Source organism: Ereboglobus sp. PH5-5 (assembly GCF_029504805.1).
Lineage (GTDB): Bacteria > Verrucomicrobiota > Verrucomicrobiia > Opitutales > Opitutaceae > Ereboglobus.
In genome coordinates this window covers 97,367-111,315 of the sequence record NZ_JAQFIT010000013.1, presented here as the reverse complement: position 1 = coordinate 111,315, position 13,949 = coordinate 97,367, and the positions used below count along the sequence as shown (strand labels likewise).

General features: G+C 60.0%; 14 protein-coding genes. 5 read left to right on the top strand and 9 right to left on the bottom strand.

Going from position 1 to position 13,949, the window contains the following annotated elements:
• Window positions 1-3: 3 nt before the first annotated feature.
• On the bottom strand, window positions 4-873 hold the full coding sequence (gene prmC / locus M2103_RS09945) for a peptide chain release factor N(5)-glutamine methyltransferase (RefSeq protein WP_277510325.1): 870 nt from the start codon (window positions 871-873) through the stop codon (window positions 4-6).
• Window positions 874-1,029: 156 nt separating this feature from the next.
• Window positions 1,030-2,277 carry a biopolymer transporter Tol gene (locus tag M2103_RS09940; RefSeq protein WP_277510324.1) on the bottom strand — a complete coding sequence of 416 codons (1,248 nt, stop codon included), beginning with the start codon at window positions 2,275-2,277 and terminating at the stop codon, window positions 1,030-1,032.
• A gap of 117 nt (window positions 2,278-2,394) precedes the next feature.
• Here M2103_RS09940 and M2103_RS09935 point away from each other — a divergent pair, with 117 nt between their 5' ends.
• Window positions 2,395-3,435 (top strand): P-loop NTPase, encoded by a 1,041-nt coding sequence (locus tag M2103_RS09935; RefSeq protein ID WP_277510323.1) that lies wholly within the window; start codon window positions 2,395-2,397, stop codon window positions 3,433-3,435.
• 156 nt (window positions 3,436-3,591) lie between these two features.
• Here the strand turns inward: M2103_RS09935 and M2103_RS09930 are convergent, their stop codons facing one another.
• The 4 genes from M2103_RS09930 to M2103_RS09915 all read right to left on the bottom strand — a co-directional run bounded on the left by M2103_RS09930 (window position 3,592) and on the right by M2103_RS09915 (window position 7,207).
• Window positions 3,592-4,866 carry a glycosyltransferase N-terminal domain-containing protein gene (locus M2103_RS09930; RefSeq protein ID WP_277510322.1) on the bottom strand — a complete coding sequence of 425 codons (1,275 nt, stop codon included), beginning with the start codon at window positions 4,864-4,866 and terminating at the stop codon, window positions 3,592-3,594.
• A 363-nt stretch (window positions 4,867-5,229) separates the two neighbouring features.
• Entirely contained in the window at window positions 5,230-6,177 is a 948-nt protein-coding gene (locus M2103_RS09925) for a hypothetical protein (RefSeq protein ID WP_277510321.1), read from the bottom strand.
• Window positions 6,178-6,201: 24 nt separating this feature from the next.
• The gene (rpe, locus tag M2103_RS09920; protein WP_277510320.1) at window positions 6,202-6,867 is read right to left on the bottom strand and encodes a ribulose-phosphate 3-epimerase; all 666 of its coding nucleotides are present in this window, start codon (window positions 6,865-6,867) and stop codon (window positions 6,202-6,204) included.
• A 58-nt stretch (window positions 6,868-6,925) separates the two neighbouring features.
• Window positions 6,926-7,207 (bottom strand): hypothetical protein, encoded by a 282-nt coding sequence (locus tag M2103_RS09915; RefSeq protein ID WP_277510319.1) that lies wholly within the window; start codon window positions 7,205-7,207, stop codon window positions 6,926-6,928.
• A gap of 229 nt (window positions 7,208-7,436) precedes the next feature.
• Between M2103_RS09915 and M2103_RS09910 the strand changes: the two genes are divergently transcribed.
• From M2103_RS09910 to M2103_RS09895, 4 genes are all read left to right on the top strand, one after another.
• Entirely contained in the window at window positions 7,437-7,790 is a 354-nt protein-coding gene (locus M2103_RS09910; protein WP_108824508.1) for a cytotoxic translational repressor of toxin-antitoxin stability system, read from the top strand.
• Window positions 7,791-7,832: 42 nt separating this feature from the next.
• Window positions 7,833-8,753 carry a CDP-diacylglycerol--serine O-phosphatidyltransferase gene (gene pssA, locus M2103_RS09905; protein WP_277510318.1) on the top strand — a complete coding sequence of 307 codons (921 nt, stop codon included), beginning with the start codon at window positions 7,833-7,835 and terminating at the stop codon, window positions 8,751-8,753.
• A 239-nt stretch (window positions 8,754-8,992) separates the two neighbouring features.
• Window positions 8,993-10,117, top strand: coding sequence for a DNA polymerase III subunit beta (gene dnaN, locus M2103_RS09900; protein ID WP_277510316.1), 1,125 nt, complete (start codon window positions 8,993-8,995; stop codon window positions 10,115-10,117).
• Window positions 10,118-10,295: 178 nt separating this feature from the next.
• Window positions 10,296-11,180 (top strand): hypothetical protein, encoded by an 885-nt coding sequence (locus M2103_RS09895; RefSeq protein WP_277510315.1) that lies wholly within the window; start codon window positions 10,296-10,298, stop codon window positions 11,178-11,180.
• Between the two features lie 18 nt (window positions 11,181-11,198).
• Here M2103_RS09895 and M2103_RS09890 read toward each other — a convergent pair whose 3' ends face one another.
• The 3 genes from M2103_RS09890 to purE form a co-directional block, all read right to left on the bottom strand.
• On the bottom strand, window positions 11,199-11,864 hold the full coding sequence (locus M2103_RS09890; protein ID WP_277510314.1) for a ribulose-phosphate 3-epimerase: 666 nt from the start codon (window positions 11,862-11,864) through the stop codon (window positions 11,199-11,201).
• A gap of 1 nt (window position 11,865) precedes the next feature.
• Window positions 11,866-13,263, bottom strand: coding sequence for an MFS transporter (locus M2103_RS09885; RefSeq protein ID WP_277510313.1), 1,398 nt, complete (start codon window positions 13,261-13,263; stop codon window positions 11,866-11,868).
• 93 nt (window positions 13,264-13,356) lie between these two features.
• Window positions 13,357-13,854, bottom strand: a complete 498-nt coding sequence (gene purE, locus M2103_RS09880) for a 5-(carboxyamino)imidazole ribonucleotide mutase (RefSeq protein WP_277510312.1) — start codon at window positions 13,852-13,854, stop codon at window positions 13,357-13,359.
• Between the last annotated feature and the right edge of the window lie 95 nt (window positions 13,855-13,949).

Genomic DNA, 13,949 nt, shown 5'->3' with positions numbered 1-13,949 from the left:
CCCCTACCCCCGCCACGCGATCACAAACCGGTCGCGTTTCGTCAAGTCCTGGCGCGATTCGCTTCGCGCAAAACCCGCATCCGCGCACGCGGTGAGAAGTGTGGTGTGCTGGGCGATTCCCGTTTCGAGCGCAAGCACGCCGCCGGGCTTGAGAAACGCCGGCGCGCCCGAAATGATTTTCAGCAAATCCGCGCATCCGTCATCCTCCGCCACGAGCGCGGAGTGCGGCTCGAACTGCCTCACCTCGGGCTCCGTTTCGGCGATTTCCTCCCGCGTCAAATAAGGCGGATTGGAAACAATCAAATCAAACTTCTCGCCGGCGGGAACCGCGCCAAACCAGTCCGATTTTAAAAATGAAACACGCGCGTCCAGGCTGAGCGCGGCGGCGTTTTCACGCGCGAGCGCAAGCGCGTCATCACTCGCATCCGCGGCAAGCACGCGCGCATCGGGGCGCGCCTTTGCCAGCGCAAGCGCGAGCGCGCCCGTTCCCGTTCCCAAGTCGAGGATGTTTTCCGCCGTCGCCGCGGTTTCCGTGCGCGCAGCACCCGCAACCTCGAGCGCTATCTCGAATAGCAATTCCGTCTCGGGACGCGGGATCAGCGCGCGCCTGTCCACCTTGAGCTTGACGCCGCCCCACTCCACTTCGCCCGTGATGTATTGCAATGGCTCGCGCGCCGCGCGCCGCCGCACAAGCGCGCGCATTTTTTCCAGCTCCGCCTCGGTCAGCAGCCGCTCAAATTGCAAATAAAGCTGCATGCGTTTCAATCCAAGCGAGTGCCCGATCAACAATTCCGCGTCGAGGCGCGCGGACTCGATTCCCTTGGTGGCAAAAAAATCGGTCGTCTTTTTGATGATTTCGAGAACTGAGAGCATGGAACGCGCGCAGCATGGGTGAATGTGCGCTCCGTAGTCAACGGAGCACGGAGACGGCCGGTGCGATTTAAGGCAGCTTAATTGAAACTGCGTCCGCCGCGGGCGCGCCGGCTTTTTTGAACACCAACCGCCCCGCCAAAAAACCGGCTGCCGCGTTTACGGCTGCGGCAGCACGCTGGCGTGCTCGGCGCGCAGGGCGCTGATTTTCGTGGCGCGGTTGTGCGCCTTTTCCTCGCCATCTGGGCTTTCCACGGTGTCGAGGATGTAGAGATAGCGCTGGTCGCCCGAGGGGCGCGAGGTGCAGACGACGTGACGCCCGTCGGGCAGCCACGAGGGTTCGAGGAAATCGCCCCTGATCACCGCGCCGGTGGATGTTTTCGGCGTGATGAAGCGCGTCTTTTTTGTCGAAAGATCATACACGCCGATGCAGAAGGCGCCGTTCCGCCTGGCGGTGAACACGATGAGGTTCGGGTTCGCCTGGCTCCAGTCGGGCTCGGCGCTGTAGCTCGCGCCGGTTTTGATGCGCTCGGGCGTGCCGCCGCCGGCGGGCATAATGTAGAGTTGCGGGCTGGAACCGTAGGCCATCGCAAACACGATGCGCTGGCCGTCGGGCGAGAAGCAGGGCGAGGATTTGGCGTCGGGCGAATTCAGGATGGACCTGGGTTTGGCGCGGCCGTCCGGCGTGCCGATGTAGAGGCCATGGGTGTCGTTGGTGTGGCCGATCACGAAGACAACGCGCGAGCCGTCGGGGCTGTAACGGGCGCCCATGTTGGTGCCCTTGTAATCGGCGTATGTGGTCCAGCGTCCGGAGCGCAAATCAAGTTGAAAGAGATCGGGCGAGTTGCTCCTGAAAAGGCTCGTGTAGAGAATGCGGGAGCCGTCGGGCGACCAGCGAGGCATGAGGATGCTGGCGCGCTGGTTGGTGACGGCGCGCGCTTCGTTGAGAAAAAGGTCGCTGACGTAGATTTCGTCCTTGCCGGTGTTGTTGCTGACGAAGGCGAGCCGGGAGGTGAAGTAGCCGCTGGTGCCGCTGGTGTTTTTCACGGCGGCGTCGGCGGCGCGGTAGAGGGCGTCGCGCGCATCCGCGCCGCCGGCGGTGACAGTGGTGATGGTGGGCGAGCCTTTTTTGGCAATATCAACGCGAACCTGCGTGGCCGAGACGGGCGAGAAAGTGAGCGTGAAATCGCCGCCGCTGGTGACGCGCGAATAGCGGCCGTGCGACTCGAAGGCCTTGTGCGCGTAGGCGGCGAGTTGCGTGTCGCCCGCGATCACGATGGGCACCGTGTTTTTTTGGAGCGTGTCGAGATCGTAAACAGTGACGGGCTGGCCGCCGGTTTTTTGCGCGAAGGCGGATGTCGCGGCGGTTGCGAGGATGAGAAGGGAAAGTGCGAAGTTATGTTTCATGGAAAAAGTGTGTTGCCCCGGGAGGCGTTGTTGCAGCCCATTTCTATTTACTGGCTGGGCGTCATTAACAATGTCAAAACAGTCGAAATCGCCAAAAAATTATTCACATTTCCCAACGTGACCTCCGACTCAATCAAAGAAGTTCTCAAACAAGTGAAATATCCCGGCTTCAGCCGCGACATCGTTTCGTTCGGGCTGGTGCGCGGCGCCGGTTTTGCGGATGGAGTCGCAAAGGTGTCGCTCGCGCTGACCACCTCCGACCCAAAAGTGGCGCAGTTTATCAAGACCGAGGTGGACAAATGCCTGCGCGCGCAGCCGGGCGTGAACGACACGCTCATCGAGGTTGAAATCGCGCCGCCCGCAAACGCCCCCGCGCAAGCCGCCGCCAGCGCGGCCCCGGCGGGCATCAGCCGCTCCATCGCCATCGCCTCCGGAAAAGGCGGCGTGGGCAAGTCGACTTTCTCGGTGAACCTCGCGTGCGCGATTGCGCAACTGCTCGCCGAGCGCGGGCGCGCGGGACGCGTGGGACTGATGGATTGCGACATTTACGGTCCGTCCGTGCCGCTGATGATGGGGATTTCGGGACGCCCGTATGTCGAGGACGACAACTTCATTATTCCCCTGGAAAACCACGGCGTGAAGGTGATGAGCATGGGTTTTCTGGTGGACGAAAACACGCCCGTTGTCTGGCGCGGCCCGATGATCATGAAGGCCGTGCAGCAATTCGTGCAAAACGTGAAATGGGGTGAGCTCGACGTCCTCCTGGTCGACCTGCCGCCGGGCACGGGCGACGCGCAACTCTCCCTCGTGCAAACGCTGCCGCTCGACGGCGCGGTCATCGTGACCACGCCGCAACTCGCCGCGACCCAAGTGGCGCGCCGAGGCGGCCTGATGTTTCAAAAAGTGAACGTGCCCGTGCTCGGAGTCGCGGAAAACATGAGCTGGTTCACCGATCCGGCGGGATTGCGACACGAGTTATTCGGCAGCGGCGGCGGCGCAAAAACGGCGGAGTCACTCGGCGCGCCACTGCTCGGGCAGGTGCCGATACAACCGGAAATTCGCGAAGGCGGCGACTTGGGCGCGCCAATTGTGGTGAGCGCGCCGCAAAGCGAAGCCGCGATGACATTCCGAAAAATCGGCACGGCGTTGCTGGGTTGAGGTGAATGTAGTCACCACGCGACCGAAGCTCCTTGATGGATAAAAGCGAATCGCTTGTGGCATGTGCAAAAGCCTGTGTCTTTTTATTTCAAGGCTCCCCTCAAAATCAACAATACTCAGCCCGTCCGCTTTGTGACATCGCAGGCTCGCAGGGGTTTATCCCAGTGTTTTTTCGATGATTTCGAGCGTGCGCGCGACGGCACCCTGGTTGCCGCGGTAGCATTCGGTTGAGGCGGTCATCATTTTTGCGCGCGCATCGGCGTCGCCAAGTATGCGCGCCGCCGTGACGCAAAGCTCCTCGCGATTATGCACAACCTTTGCCGCGCCGGCGTCGGTCAGCCGCCTCGCGATTTCGCGGAAGTTGCCCATGCCCGGGCCGAACAGGATCGCGCGGCCAAGCGCCGCCGCCTCGACAGGCGTCTGGCCTTCCGTGTGCGGGGGAAGGCTTTTGCCAACAAAAACCAGGTCGGCCAGTTGCGTGAATTTTCTCAACTCGCCCGTGGTGTCGCCCACCGCAATGTCAACCACGCCCGGCGCGGCGCCACGCGAGCGAAAATGCCAGGTCGGCGCGGTGTCTTCCCTGTCCGGGGTTGTCTGTTTTTGCAGCAGCGCCTCGACTTCGCCGCGACGTTCCATGTGGCGCGGCACGAGCAGCAATCGCGCCGCGATGCCCGCCGCGCGAATCGCACGCAGCGCCTCCAGCAGCGCATCCTCCTCGCCCGGCCATGTGGACGAGCCGAGCAGGATCAGTTCGTTTGCGTTCGCGCCGAGGCCAATCTCCGCGCGCAGTGACACGCGCTCCTCCTCGCGCATCAGCGGAATGGTCACATCCCATTTGATGTTGCCCGTCACCGTGACTTGCTCCGCCGTGAAGCCGAGTTCGCGGAAGCGCTCCGCGTCGATTTCCGAGCACGCCAGCACGCGCGTGATGCCGCGCTGCATGAGGGGCATCGCCACCGCGCGCCATGCTTTCATTCGCGAGTAGCTGCGGTCCGAAAGGCGCGCGTTCACCGCCAGCACGGGCACGCCGCGCCGCCGCGCCTGCGCGATGTGCTCGGGCCAGCGCTCGCCCTCCATCAGAATCACCAAGTCGGGGCGCGCGCGCCACCATGCGCGCGCGGAAAACGCCCACCAGTCGAGCGGAAAATAGCCGGTGCCGATTGTGAGGCCGGATTTTTCGCCGTAGCGGTCGAGCGCGATTTTGTGGCCCGTGCTCGTTGTGGTTGTCAGGTAAACCTCCACGTCACCGCGCGCTTTCAACGCCTGAAGCAAGGGCGAGATCGCCTGCATTTCGCCGACGCTCACCGCCTGCAACCACACGCGTTTTTTGGCGGGGTTTTTGGGCGGCAGATTCACCGCGCCGAACCGTTGCGAGAAACCGCTTTTGTAACCGCCGCGCCGCCACATCCTCAGCAAATAATAAGGAAGCATGAAGAATAGCGCGGGAAAAAACAGTATGCGGTAAACCCAGATCATCGGTGGTTTTGACAGCGCCAAGACTCTTTTCCCGCGCACATGATGCAAGACAAAGTGCGCGGGCGGGTTTTGCGCGGAGTGTGATTAAAAGTGTGACCGGAAACACGACGTCATGGGTAGGGCGTGCTCGCCGAGCGCGCCGAGAATCGTGGGCGTCGATTGAGAGAAACCCGCAACACGGCGGTTGGCAGATGTCGCTTGCGCTCGGTAACGGCGTTTCGAGCGGTTAGCGACAGTCTGCCAACCGCCCCACCCTCATTTCAGGCACACTTTTAATCTCACTCCGTTTGCGCAGTGCGCAATCCGCCGCGGCACCCGTTATTTTTTCAGTTCGCCGATTTCCTTGCGGATAAAGAGCCGCTCGATGCAGCCGTTGAACGGGCGCGCGTTTTCGGCATTGAGCAGCTCAAGCGCGGTTTCGGTGTCGCGCTTCATGTAGCGGTAATATCCCGCGGCAAAAAAATGCGCCTCAGTGAGGAATGTTTCCTTTTCCTCGTCGCTGATTTTCATGCCGTTGATGGCGGCCAGGATTCTCTGCCAGTGGCCCTTGCCCCACCAGAGGCGCAGCATTTCCTCGTGATACGGAGTGGAGACGTTTGCCGTTTGGATCAGGGTCGTGATCGCGATGTCGGGGCGGAGTCCGTCGACCGAGCGGCTTTTGGCGGTGAGCCAGAGGCGCCAGAGCGTGGCGTAGTCGCCGTCCTTGCTCAGCATGGAAATGCGGGGCTGGATCTCAAAATCGCGGGTGAGTTGCGCGAGCGCCTTGTTGTAGTTTCCGAGAAGCGCGTAGTTGAGCGCCGAGTGCATCGGCGCATCCGTGCTGATGGCGCGCATGCCGGCATCCCCGTCCGACTTGGCGGGTTTTTCACCCTTCCTGATGCTCTTCGCGCGCTCGCCGCGCCATTCCTGGAATTTTCCGAGAAGGCTGTCGTATAACGCGCGCGCGGCCTGGTGCTCTTCGTTTGAGTCGAGAATAATCGCCTTGTTCACCTGCGCGCCCAGGTCGTCCGGCGCGAGCGCCTCGGCCTGCCGGATGACATCAAGCGCCTCGGCAGAGCGCCCGAGCCTGGCCAGTGCGAGCGATTTTTCATTGAGCGCGGCGAGCCTGGCCCCGTCGGTTTGCGCGTTTTTGAGTTGTTGCTCCGCTTGGGCGAGACCGGCCTCGTTCCGTTTTTCAAGGGCGGACTGGGCGGGCGAGGCGAGCTGCATCGCGAAAGCGGCAAGGGCGATGCAGGCGAGTTTTGCGGCGGGCATGCGGAGATTCATTGTGCTTGAGAAAGGAGGCGGGTGTTAAAGTGCCGAGATTTTTTCGGCGAAGGCGGCGCGGTCGGCGGCGTTGAAGAACGAGGTGCCGGCGACAAAAGTGTCGGCGCCCGCGGCGCGGCACTCGACGACGGTGTTGAGGTCGATGCCGCCGTCCACTTCGAGGCGGAAACCCAGGCCGCGTTCGCGGCGCCAGGTGTCGATTTGCGTGATTTTCGGAAGCACGTCGCGCCGGAAGCTTTGCCCGCCGAAACCGGGCTGCACGGTCATCGCAAGCACGAGGTCGACTTGCGCAAGCAGCGGCTCGATGGCGGTCGCGGGCGTGCCGGGGTTGAGAACGATTCCGCACTGGCAGCCGAGTTCGCGGATGCGCGCAAGCGTGCCGGCGTGGTCGTATTGCGGCTCGATGTGGATGCTGATGAGGTCGGCGCCGGCCTTGGCGAATGGCTCGATGTAGCGGTGCGGCTCGTCGAGCATCAGGTGCGTGTCGAAGAAGAGGCGCGAGTTTGGGCGAAGCGCCGCCACGGTCTGCGGGCCGAAGGAAAAGTTCGGCACGAAATGCCCGTCCATGATGTCGAGGTGAACCCACGCGAGCTCTTGCGGGCGGACGAGGTTTTCGACCACGGCGGTTCCCGCCGCGAGGTTTGCGTGGTCCGCCGCAAGGATCGACGGGGCGAGGATCGGTTTGTGCATGAGTGGAGGGAAGGGCTGAAAAACTGAAAGGCTGAAGGACTGAAAGATGTGGGAGGAGTTATTTTTGGCAATGGTTGTGTTCGTGTTCGCCGTGCTCGTGCTTGTGCTCGCAATCGTCGCAGTTGCCGCCTCCCTCGCCATGGCGTCCGCAGGGGCGGCGGCGTTTTGCCGGAAGGCGTCCGCCGAGATCGAGCACAACGGGCGCGGCATCGTTGCGGGTGTTCGCGCGCGCGGCCGCGACCTGGCGTTTGCGCGTGTTTTGGTGGACAAAGAAGATCACGATCGAAATCACGCCGAAACAAATGCTGGCGATCAATAGGAGAGGAATGGTTGCGGACATGCGGATGGTTGTTTGTGTGTGCGGACTTTGTTTTGCGAAAAGGAAAAACGCGAAACGGCGCCGCTTCAATCGAAGAAATCGGCGTGGTTTCGTTTTGGCCGCGGAGACGCCACGGCGGCGTTATGCCCCGAAACCCGGCGGCGCGGGCGCGGCGGAAAATCTTTGCAATGCGTGAAAGCACCCCCGAGAGTAGGCGCACTTTTCCACACGCGCTTCACACTCAACGCCAATGTATCAAGTCACCTTTTCAGAACAAGCGATGGCCGAGCTCAACAAGCTCGACAAACTCCAACAGCTGGAAGTGATCCTGCCCATCAGCAATCTCAAGCCGTCCGACATCGCCAATCCGCGCGAACCGCTCAGCCGCTTCACCCGCGGCACAAACACGCTCTACCGGTTGCGCGCCGCCGAGTTCCGTTTTTATTTCGAGGTGCGCGGCAGCACGCTCCACACCATTTACATCCTGCACAAAAACTCGCTGGAGGATTTTCTTTTGCGCAACAAACTTCCCGTTTCCGAGTCGCAACTCGTTGAACAGCACTCCAAGTTCTGGAAATATCTCGAAACGCTCACGAAAAAATAAAGCAGTCGCGACGTTCCGACGCCTTTTCCACCTTCCCTTCCCATGTCGCAAGATTCACCGACAAACCCGCAGTCGCCCGTTGATGCCGATCCGCGAGACCCTTACAATGTCACGCAGGCCAGCCGGATTTACCTTCTGCCCAACCTTATGACGGCGGGGAATCTTTTTTGCGGATTCTCGTCGCTCATCAGCTGCATCTTCGCGCGTTTCGCCGAATACGGCGCCGACGGGCTCTACAATGGCTACTCGTCCTACGATTATTACCGGTTTGCCGTTTTTCTGATTTTGGGCGCGGCAGTGTTTGATTCGCTCGATGGACGGCTCGCGCGCATGGGCGGTCGCGAATCGCTTTTTGGCGCCGAGTTCGACTCGCTCGCCGACGTGGTTTCGTTCGGCATCGCGCCGGCGATGATGGTTTTCTTTTTCATCCTCTCGCCCACGCAGGGCATTCCCTGGTTTCGCAACATCGGCTGGGCGGTCGGTTTTATTTACCTGCTTTGCGCGGCAATGCGACTGGCCCGCTTCAACGTCATCACCAATCCCCTGCTCCACCGCGGAGCCAAGGATTCCAACAAGGATTTCATCGGCCTGCCGGTGCCGACCGCCGCCGCGACCGTGGCCGCCACGCTTCTCTGCCTCATGCGCCTGACGGAATCCGAAAAATCGCTCAAGGTCATCTCGCTCGGGCTGCCCGTGCTGATGCTATTGGTCGCGTTTTTGATGATGAGCACGATTCGTTTTCCGAGCGGCAAAAACCTTGGCATGCAAACGCGCATTCGCGTGCGTTACTTTGTCGTCCTGCTCATTGTGGTTGGCTTTGTCATTTACTACCGCGAGTTTGCGTTTCTCGGCCTGTGCGTGGCGTTTCTGCTCTTCGGCATCTTGCGGCACATCAAACGAAAGGTATTCGGCCACAAAACCGCCCCCGCGGCAGCCGATTCCAACAAGCGAACAACTGTGTGAGCAACCTGCCCGCAACTTTCCAACAACTTCCTTTTGTGAACAACCACCCGCTTATTAACGCTCCCGTCCGCATTTGTTCACAGGCCTTTTTTGGCGTGTTTTCACTGGGGAAAAACCGGCTTGTGCCCGTTTTTCACACCCCATAATAATACGGATATCATTCTTTATTGATTTAGTAAGTATTTACCATTTGTTAATCCTTTCAAAGTCGCTCCTGTTTCGTCACCATCCCACATCATATGAAATTCAAGATCAACCGCGATCACTTCAGCAACGGACTGGCACAAGTCCTTAATGTCGTAGGCTCAAAGGCCACAATGCCCATATTGAGCAACGTGCTGATCGAGGCTGAAAAAGACTCCATCTCGCTCACCACCACGAACCTCGACCTCGGCATTCGCTGCAAAATCAAGGCGGAGGTTTCGCAACCCGGCACCGTCACGCTTCCCGTGAAGCGCCTCGCCACAATCGTTCGCGAACTGCCCAACATCGACGTTTCCTTTGACGCCTCGCCGAACCACCAGGTCAAGCTCACCTCCGGCGGCTCCAACTTTCGCATCATGGGCATCGGCAAGGAGGAGTTTCCCCCGCTGCCCGAGTTCAGCAACGAACGCTCCTTCGTGCTCGATCAAACCGAGCTCATTGGAATGCTCAAAAACGTCGCCTACGCGCAATCCACCGACGAAACGCGCTACATCCTCAACGGCGTTTATTTCAACTTCAAGGACGGCAAGTTCTCCGTTGTCGCGACCGATGGCCGCCGCCTCGCTCTCATGAGCAAGGAAATGGAAATCCCGGAGGACGCCGCCGGCAACATCACCGTTCCCGCAAAAACCGTCGCCGAGCTTCTCCGCATGCTCGACAAGGGTGAAAAGGTGAAGGTCTCGTTCAACGAACGCCGCGCCTCCTTCCAAATCAATGTCGAAAAGGACACCAGCGGCCTGCTCGACAACATCTACCTTTATTCGAAAGTCGTCGAGGGCAACTACCCGAATTACAACCAGGTTATTCCCAAGGAAACGCACCAGCGCATCAAGCTCGAGCGCGAGCTTTTCCACCAATGCGTGCATCGCGCCGCGCTCGTGTGCAGCGACAAGTCGAACTCGGTCAAAATCAAGCTCAGCACCAACTTGCTCGAAGTCATGGCGCAAAGCCCCGATTTCGGCGAGGCCCACGAAAACATGGCGATTGCCTACAGCGGCCCCGAACTCCAAGTCGCCTTCAACCCGAACTTCATCCTCGATCCGCTCAAGGCGCTCGACAAGGACGAGGTATTCTTCGAGGTGAAGGACGAGGTGAGCCCCGGCGTGTTCAAGACGCTCGACAGCTTTATTTGCGTGATCATGCCCGTGCGCATGAGCTGAGGCGATTTTCGATTTTGCGATTGGGACATGTTTGATTCGTCGCATTTTGAGATAGGGCGAACCCTCCGGCTGAGCCGTTGACGTTGCGGCGCAGCCGGAGGGTTCGCCCTACCAAAGCGTGATTCCGCGCGGAAGCGCGCAATCGAAAATCGAGAATCGAAAATCAAAAATTTCTCCGATGGAAAACGCCGCATACATCATTGTTTTCGCGATGGTCGTTTCGCTTGTGTTGATTCAAATCAACCGGACCGAGGCGTCGCCGATCATCGCGCTGGTGAACCGCTGGCTGCGCTGGGGGATTTTTTCCACCGGCGGCGCGTATGTGCTGAAGGGATTGCTGATGCTCGATCATCCGTATTGGATGCTGGTGGTTATGTTCGCGCTGATCTGGTTCCTCGGCGAAACGCTCTACAACTGGATGGCAATCAAGGCATACAGTTACAGCGAACTGCCGCTCTTCCCGAATTACGAGCCCAACGAATCCGGCGAGGAGTGGCCCACACAAAAACGCTTCCTCAAAATGCGGGAGGATATCCGCGCCAACGGTTTTGTCCACCTGTGCTCGATGCGCGCGCGGGTCATGGACAGCGTGCATGTGCGCATATCCGTTTACCAGGACGCCTCGACCGCGACGCGCCTTCAAATCACCTTTCTGCCGCAAACAAAAACCAATGGAATGGCGACAATCATCGGACTCTCAACGCTGACCGCCGACGGATGCCGTTACGTGACCGACAACACCTTCATGCCCTACGCCGGGTTTTATCCGGAAAACTGGTTTGTTGAGCGCAGACCGTGGATTCGCTCGCTGACATCGTTGCTCAAGCGGCACAAAAACCGCCTCGAAAAGAATAACGAGACCCCGGTGCCGCACACCAGTGATCCGCTGGAGGAAACGAACGCGCACCAACGCATGATCGAGCGCCTCAATGTCGAGATGGGTTTTCTGACAACCCCGCTTCATCGCGAAGAGCAAGGCCGCATCACCAACGCCGGCCGCTACCGCACGTGGAAGGAACTTTGGACGCTCAACTACCTCGGCAAAAGCATGCGGTATTCGTGAGCGTGGCCGGCAGTCAAATCAGGATATCGCCGCGCGAAATTCCCGCATGGATTGATCGAGCGGCTGGCCGGGGCGATACACTGCCGTGGTGCCGCCGACGAATAGGTTCGCGCCCATGCCGGCCATCAGGCGCGCGCGTTCGGTGCTCACGCTTCCATCGACGCTGATGAGCACGTCGGCATGGCCGCGCGCGTCGAGATAGGCGCGCGTTTGGGGCACTTTGTCCAGGATGCCGTCGATCAGCTTGCCGCCGGCGAAGCCCGGACGCACGAGCATCAGGATGACGACGTCGATGATGCCGAGCCAGGGTTCGAGCGCCTCGATCGGAGTTTCGGGGTTGATTGCGAGGCCGAATTTTCCGCCGGCGGCGCGCACGGTTTTGCTCATCGACGCGAAATCGCGGTCGAGCTCCACATGCGCGGAGAGGATGTCGCCTTTGCGGATGTTCAGCTTGGAGAGAATCAGCTCCGGGTCTTTCACCATGAGGTGGGTGTCGGTGGGCGTGTTGCTGACGCGGTGCATCGCTGTCACAAAATCGGGGCCGAACGTCAGGTTCGGGACCAGGTGCCCGTCGGTGATGTCCATGTGGAGGTAATCCACGCCGGATTTTTCCAACTGCTTGATTTCCGACTCCAGGTTCAGGAGGTCGGCGCACATTAATGATACTGAGATTTTTCGTTCCATTTTAGTTCGTGAGGGAATTTTCGTCTTTGTATTTGGCGGCGATTTTGGCTTCAAGTTTTTCGGCCTCCTCGTAGCTGTCGGCCTTGATGTTCCAGATGGTCAGCAGGACGAGGATGGTGAAGATGGCGACGCCGAGCAGCGCCACAAAGGTGTGATCCCAGCCGTAATTTTTGGCCATGAACCCGATGCCCAATCCCGAGATCACCGTGCTGGCGTAGCCGAAGAGTCCCACGAGTCCGTTGCCGGTGGCGGAGGCTTTTTTGGTCGCATGGTTGGAGGTGGCGATGCCGAGCAGGGCTTGCGGGCCGTAGATGAAGAAGCCCGCCATGCAGAGTGCGACAAAGGTGGCGATGGGATGCGCGTCCGCCGGGATTTTCCAGAACAGGAGCATCGATACGGCGGCGCCGATCATGCAAAACACGCAGGTGCGATGGGCGCGACTTTTCAGGAACCGGTCAGTCGCCCAGCCGGCGACGAGCATTCCCACGATGCCCGCGATTTCGAAGAGGGCGACCATCCAGCCCGCCGAGGCGAGCGACACGCCCTTGGTTTCCTTGAGGAGCGTCGGGCCCCAGTCGAGAATGGTGAAGCGGACGATGTAAACGAGGAAGTTGACGAACGCGATCGTCCAGATGATGCGGTTGCCGAAAACCTGCTTGCGGACGAAGGCCCTGTATGCGGGCGATTTGGTGTCCGTTTTTTCGACTTTTCCCGCGGTGGCGGTGTTCGTCAGCTCGGGAAGCCCCAGCGAGGAGGGCGTGTCGCGCAACGTGAACCACAGCCAGACGGCGCCGCAAAGCGAAATCGTTGCCGGGACAAAAAAGCACAACCGCCACGCGCCGACACCGAAATGCGTCATCAGGTAACCGCAAAGAATAACCACGAGCCCGGCGCCGATTGAGTGCGACGTGTTCCAGACGGACATTTTTGTGGCCAGCTCCCTGGCCGGAATCCAGTGGGTCAGCAGGCGGTTGACGGGAGGGACGCCCATGCCCTGGACAAAGCCATTCATCACCCAAATGACGCCCATGAACACAACCGTGACGGAAAGAAACTGCGCGCCGTTCGACATGCCGGTCGTCCACCGCGCGAACGTGTCGCTGAATCCGAACGCGTAATTGGCCAGCGAGCAAAGCACCAGCCCGAGCGTCATGAACTTGCGCCCGCTCACACGGTCGGCGATGAAGCCGTTGACGAAGCGCGAGCATCCGTAAATGACGCCGTGCAAAGTCAGGAAAAATCCCAACTGCACCTTGGTGATGCCCATGTCCGCCTCCAATCCCGGCATCGCGAGGCTGAAGTTTTTCCTCACGAAATAATAGAGCGCGTAGCCGACCATTGTGCCGATGATCGTGCGCGTCTGCCAGTATTTGAATCTCTTGGCCTGTTCAGGGGTCATGTGTTTTTTGTTTTGGGGATTAATTAAACGGGATCGCGCCGGCGGGCGGCGAAGCGAAGGCGCACGTTTCAGGACAACGGCGGGGAAAGGCGTTTAGCCGAGTTTGATATCGAGCACCTTTTTCGCCTGCGAGGCGCGGAAATCGCTGAGCGACTTTGAAAGGCTCTCATCGTTCAGCGCGAGCATCGACACGGCAAACAGCGCCGCGTTCACCGCGCCGGCCTTGCCGATTGCGAATGTCGCCACGGGCACGCCGCCCGGCATTTGCACGGTGGAAAGAAGAGAGTCGATGCCCTTCAACTGCGGCGACTCCATCGGCACGCCGAGCACGGGAAGTTGTGTGAGTCCGGCCATGACGCCCGCGAGATGCGCCGCCATGCCCGCGCCGGCGATGATGCATTTCAAGCCGCGTTTTTGCGCCGACGTCGCATACTCAAATGCGGCGTGCGGCGTGCGGTGCGCGCTGATAACCCGCGCTTCGTGGGCGACGCCGAAATCGGCGAGGGTCTTGGCGGCATTTTCGAGCACAGGCCAGTCGGACTGGCTGCCCATGATAATTGCGACAAGAGGAGCGGCGGATTCGGATTTCATTTTGGGAAAAATCTCAGGCTAAAACGTGGGTGAAGCCGAAAATGCGTAGCGTCCCGCGGGAAAATAGCAACACGCGATTGGGTTTCACTGGCGGG

Excerpts from the sequence above, each read along its gene's own strand:
- M2103_RS09895 (WP_277510315.1), top strand. The coding sequence starts at position 10,296 with ATGGAAAACGCCGCATACATCATTGTTTTCGCGATGGTCGTTTCGCTT.
- prmC (WP_277510325.1), bottom strand. The coding sequence starts at position 873 with ATGCTCTCAGTTCTCGAAATCATCAAAAAGACGACCGATTTTTTTGCC.
- dnaN (WP_277510316.1), top strand. The coding sequence starts at position 8,993 with ATGAAATTCAAGATCAACCGCGATCACTTCAGCAACGGACTGGCACAA.
- M2103_RS09915 (WP_277510319.1), bottom strand. The coding sequence starts at position 7,207 with ATGTCCGCAACCATTCCTCTCCTATTGATCGCCAGCATTTGTTTCGGC.
- M2103_RS09890 (WP_277510314.1), bottom strand. The coding sequence starts at position 11,864 with ATGGAACGAAAAATCTCAGTATCATTAATGTGCGCCGACCTCCTGAAC.
- M2103_RS09940 (WP_277510324.1), bottom strand. The coding sequence starts at position 2,277 with ATGAAACATAACTTCGCACTTTCCCTTCTCATCCTCGCAACCGCCGCG.
- purE (WP_277510312.1), bottom strand. The coding sequence starts at position 13,854 with ATGAAATCCGAATCCGCCGCTCCTCTTGTCGCAATTATCATGGGCAGC.
- M2103_RS09925 (WP_277510321.1), bottom strand. The coding sequence starts at position 6,177 with ATGAATCTCCGCATGCCCGCCGCAAAACTCGCCTGCATCGCCCTTGCC.
- rpe (WP_277510320.1), bottom strand. The coding sequence starts at position 6,867 with ATGCACAAACCGATCCTCGCCCCGTCGATCCTTGCGGCGGACCACGCA.
- M2103_RS09910 (WP_108824508.1), top strand. The coding sequence starts at position 7,437 with ATGTATCAAGTCACCTTTTCAGAACAAGCGATGGCCGAGCTCAACAAG.
- M2103_RS09885 (WP_277510313.1), bottom strand. The coding sequence starts at position 13,263 with ATGACCCCTGAACAGGCCAAGAGATTCAAATACTGGCAGACGCGCACG.
- M2103_RS09930 (WP_277510322.1), bottom strand. The coding sequence starts at position 4,866 with ATGCTTCCTTATTATTTGCTGAGGATGTGGCGGCGCGGCGGTTACAAA.
- pssA (WP_277510318.1), top strand. The coding sequence starts at position 7,833 with ATGTCGCAAGATTCACCGACAAACCCGCAGTCGCCCGTTGATGCCGAT.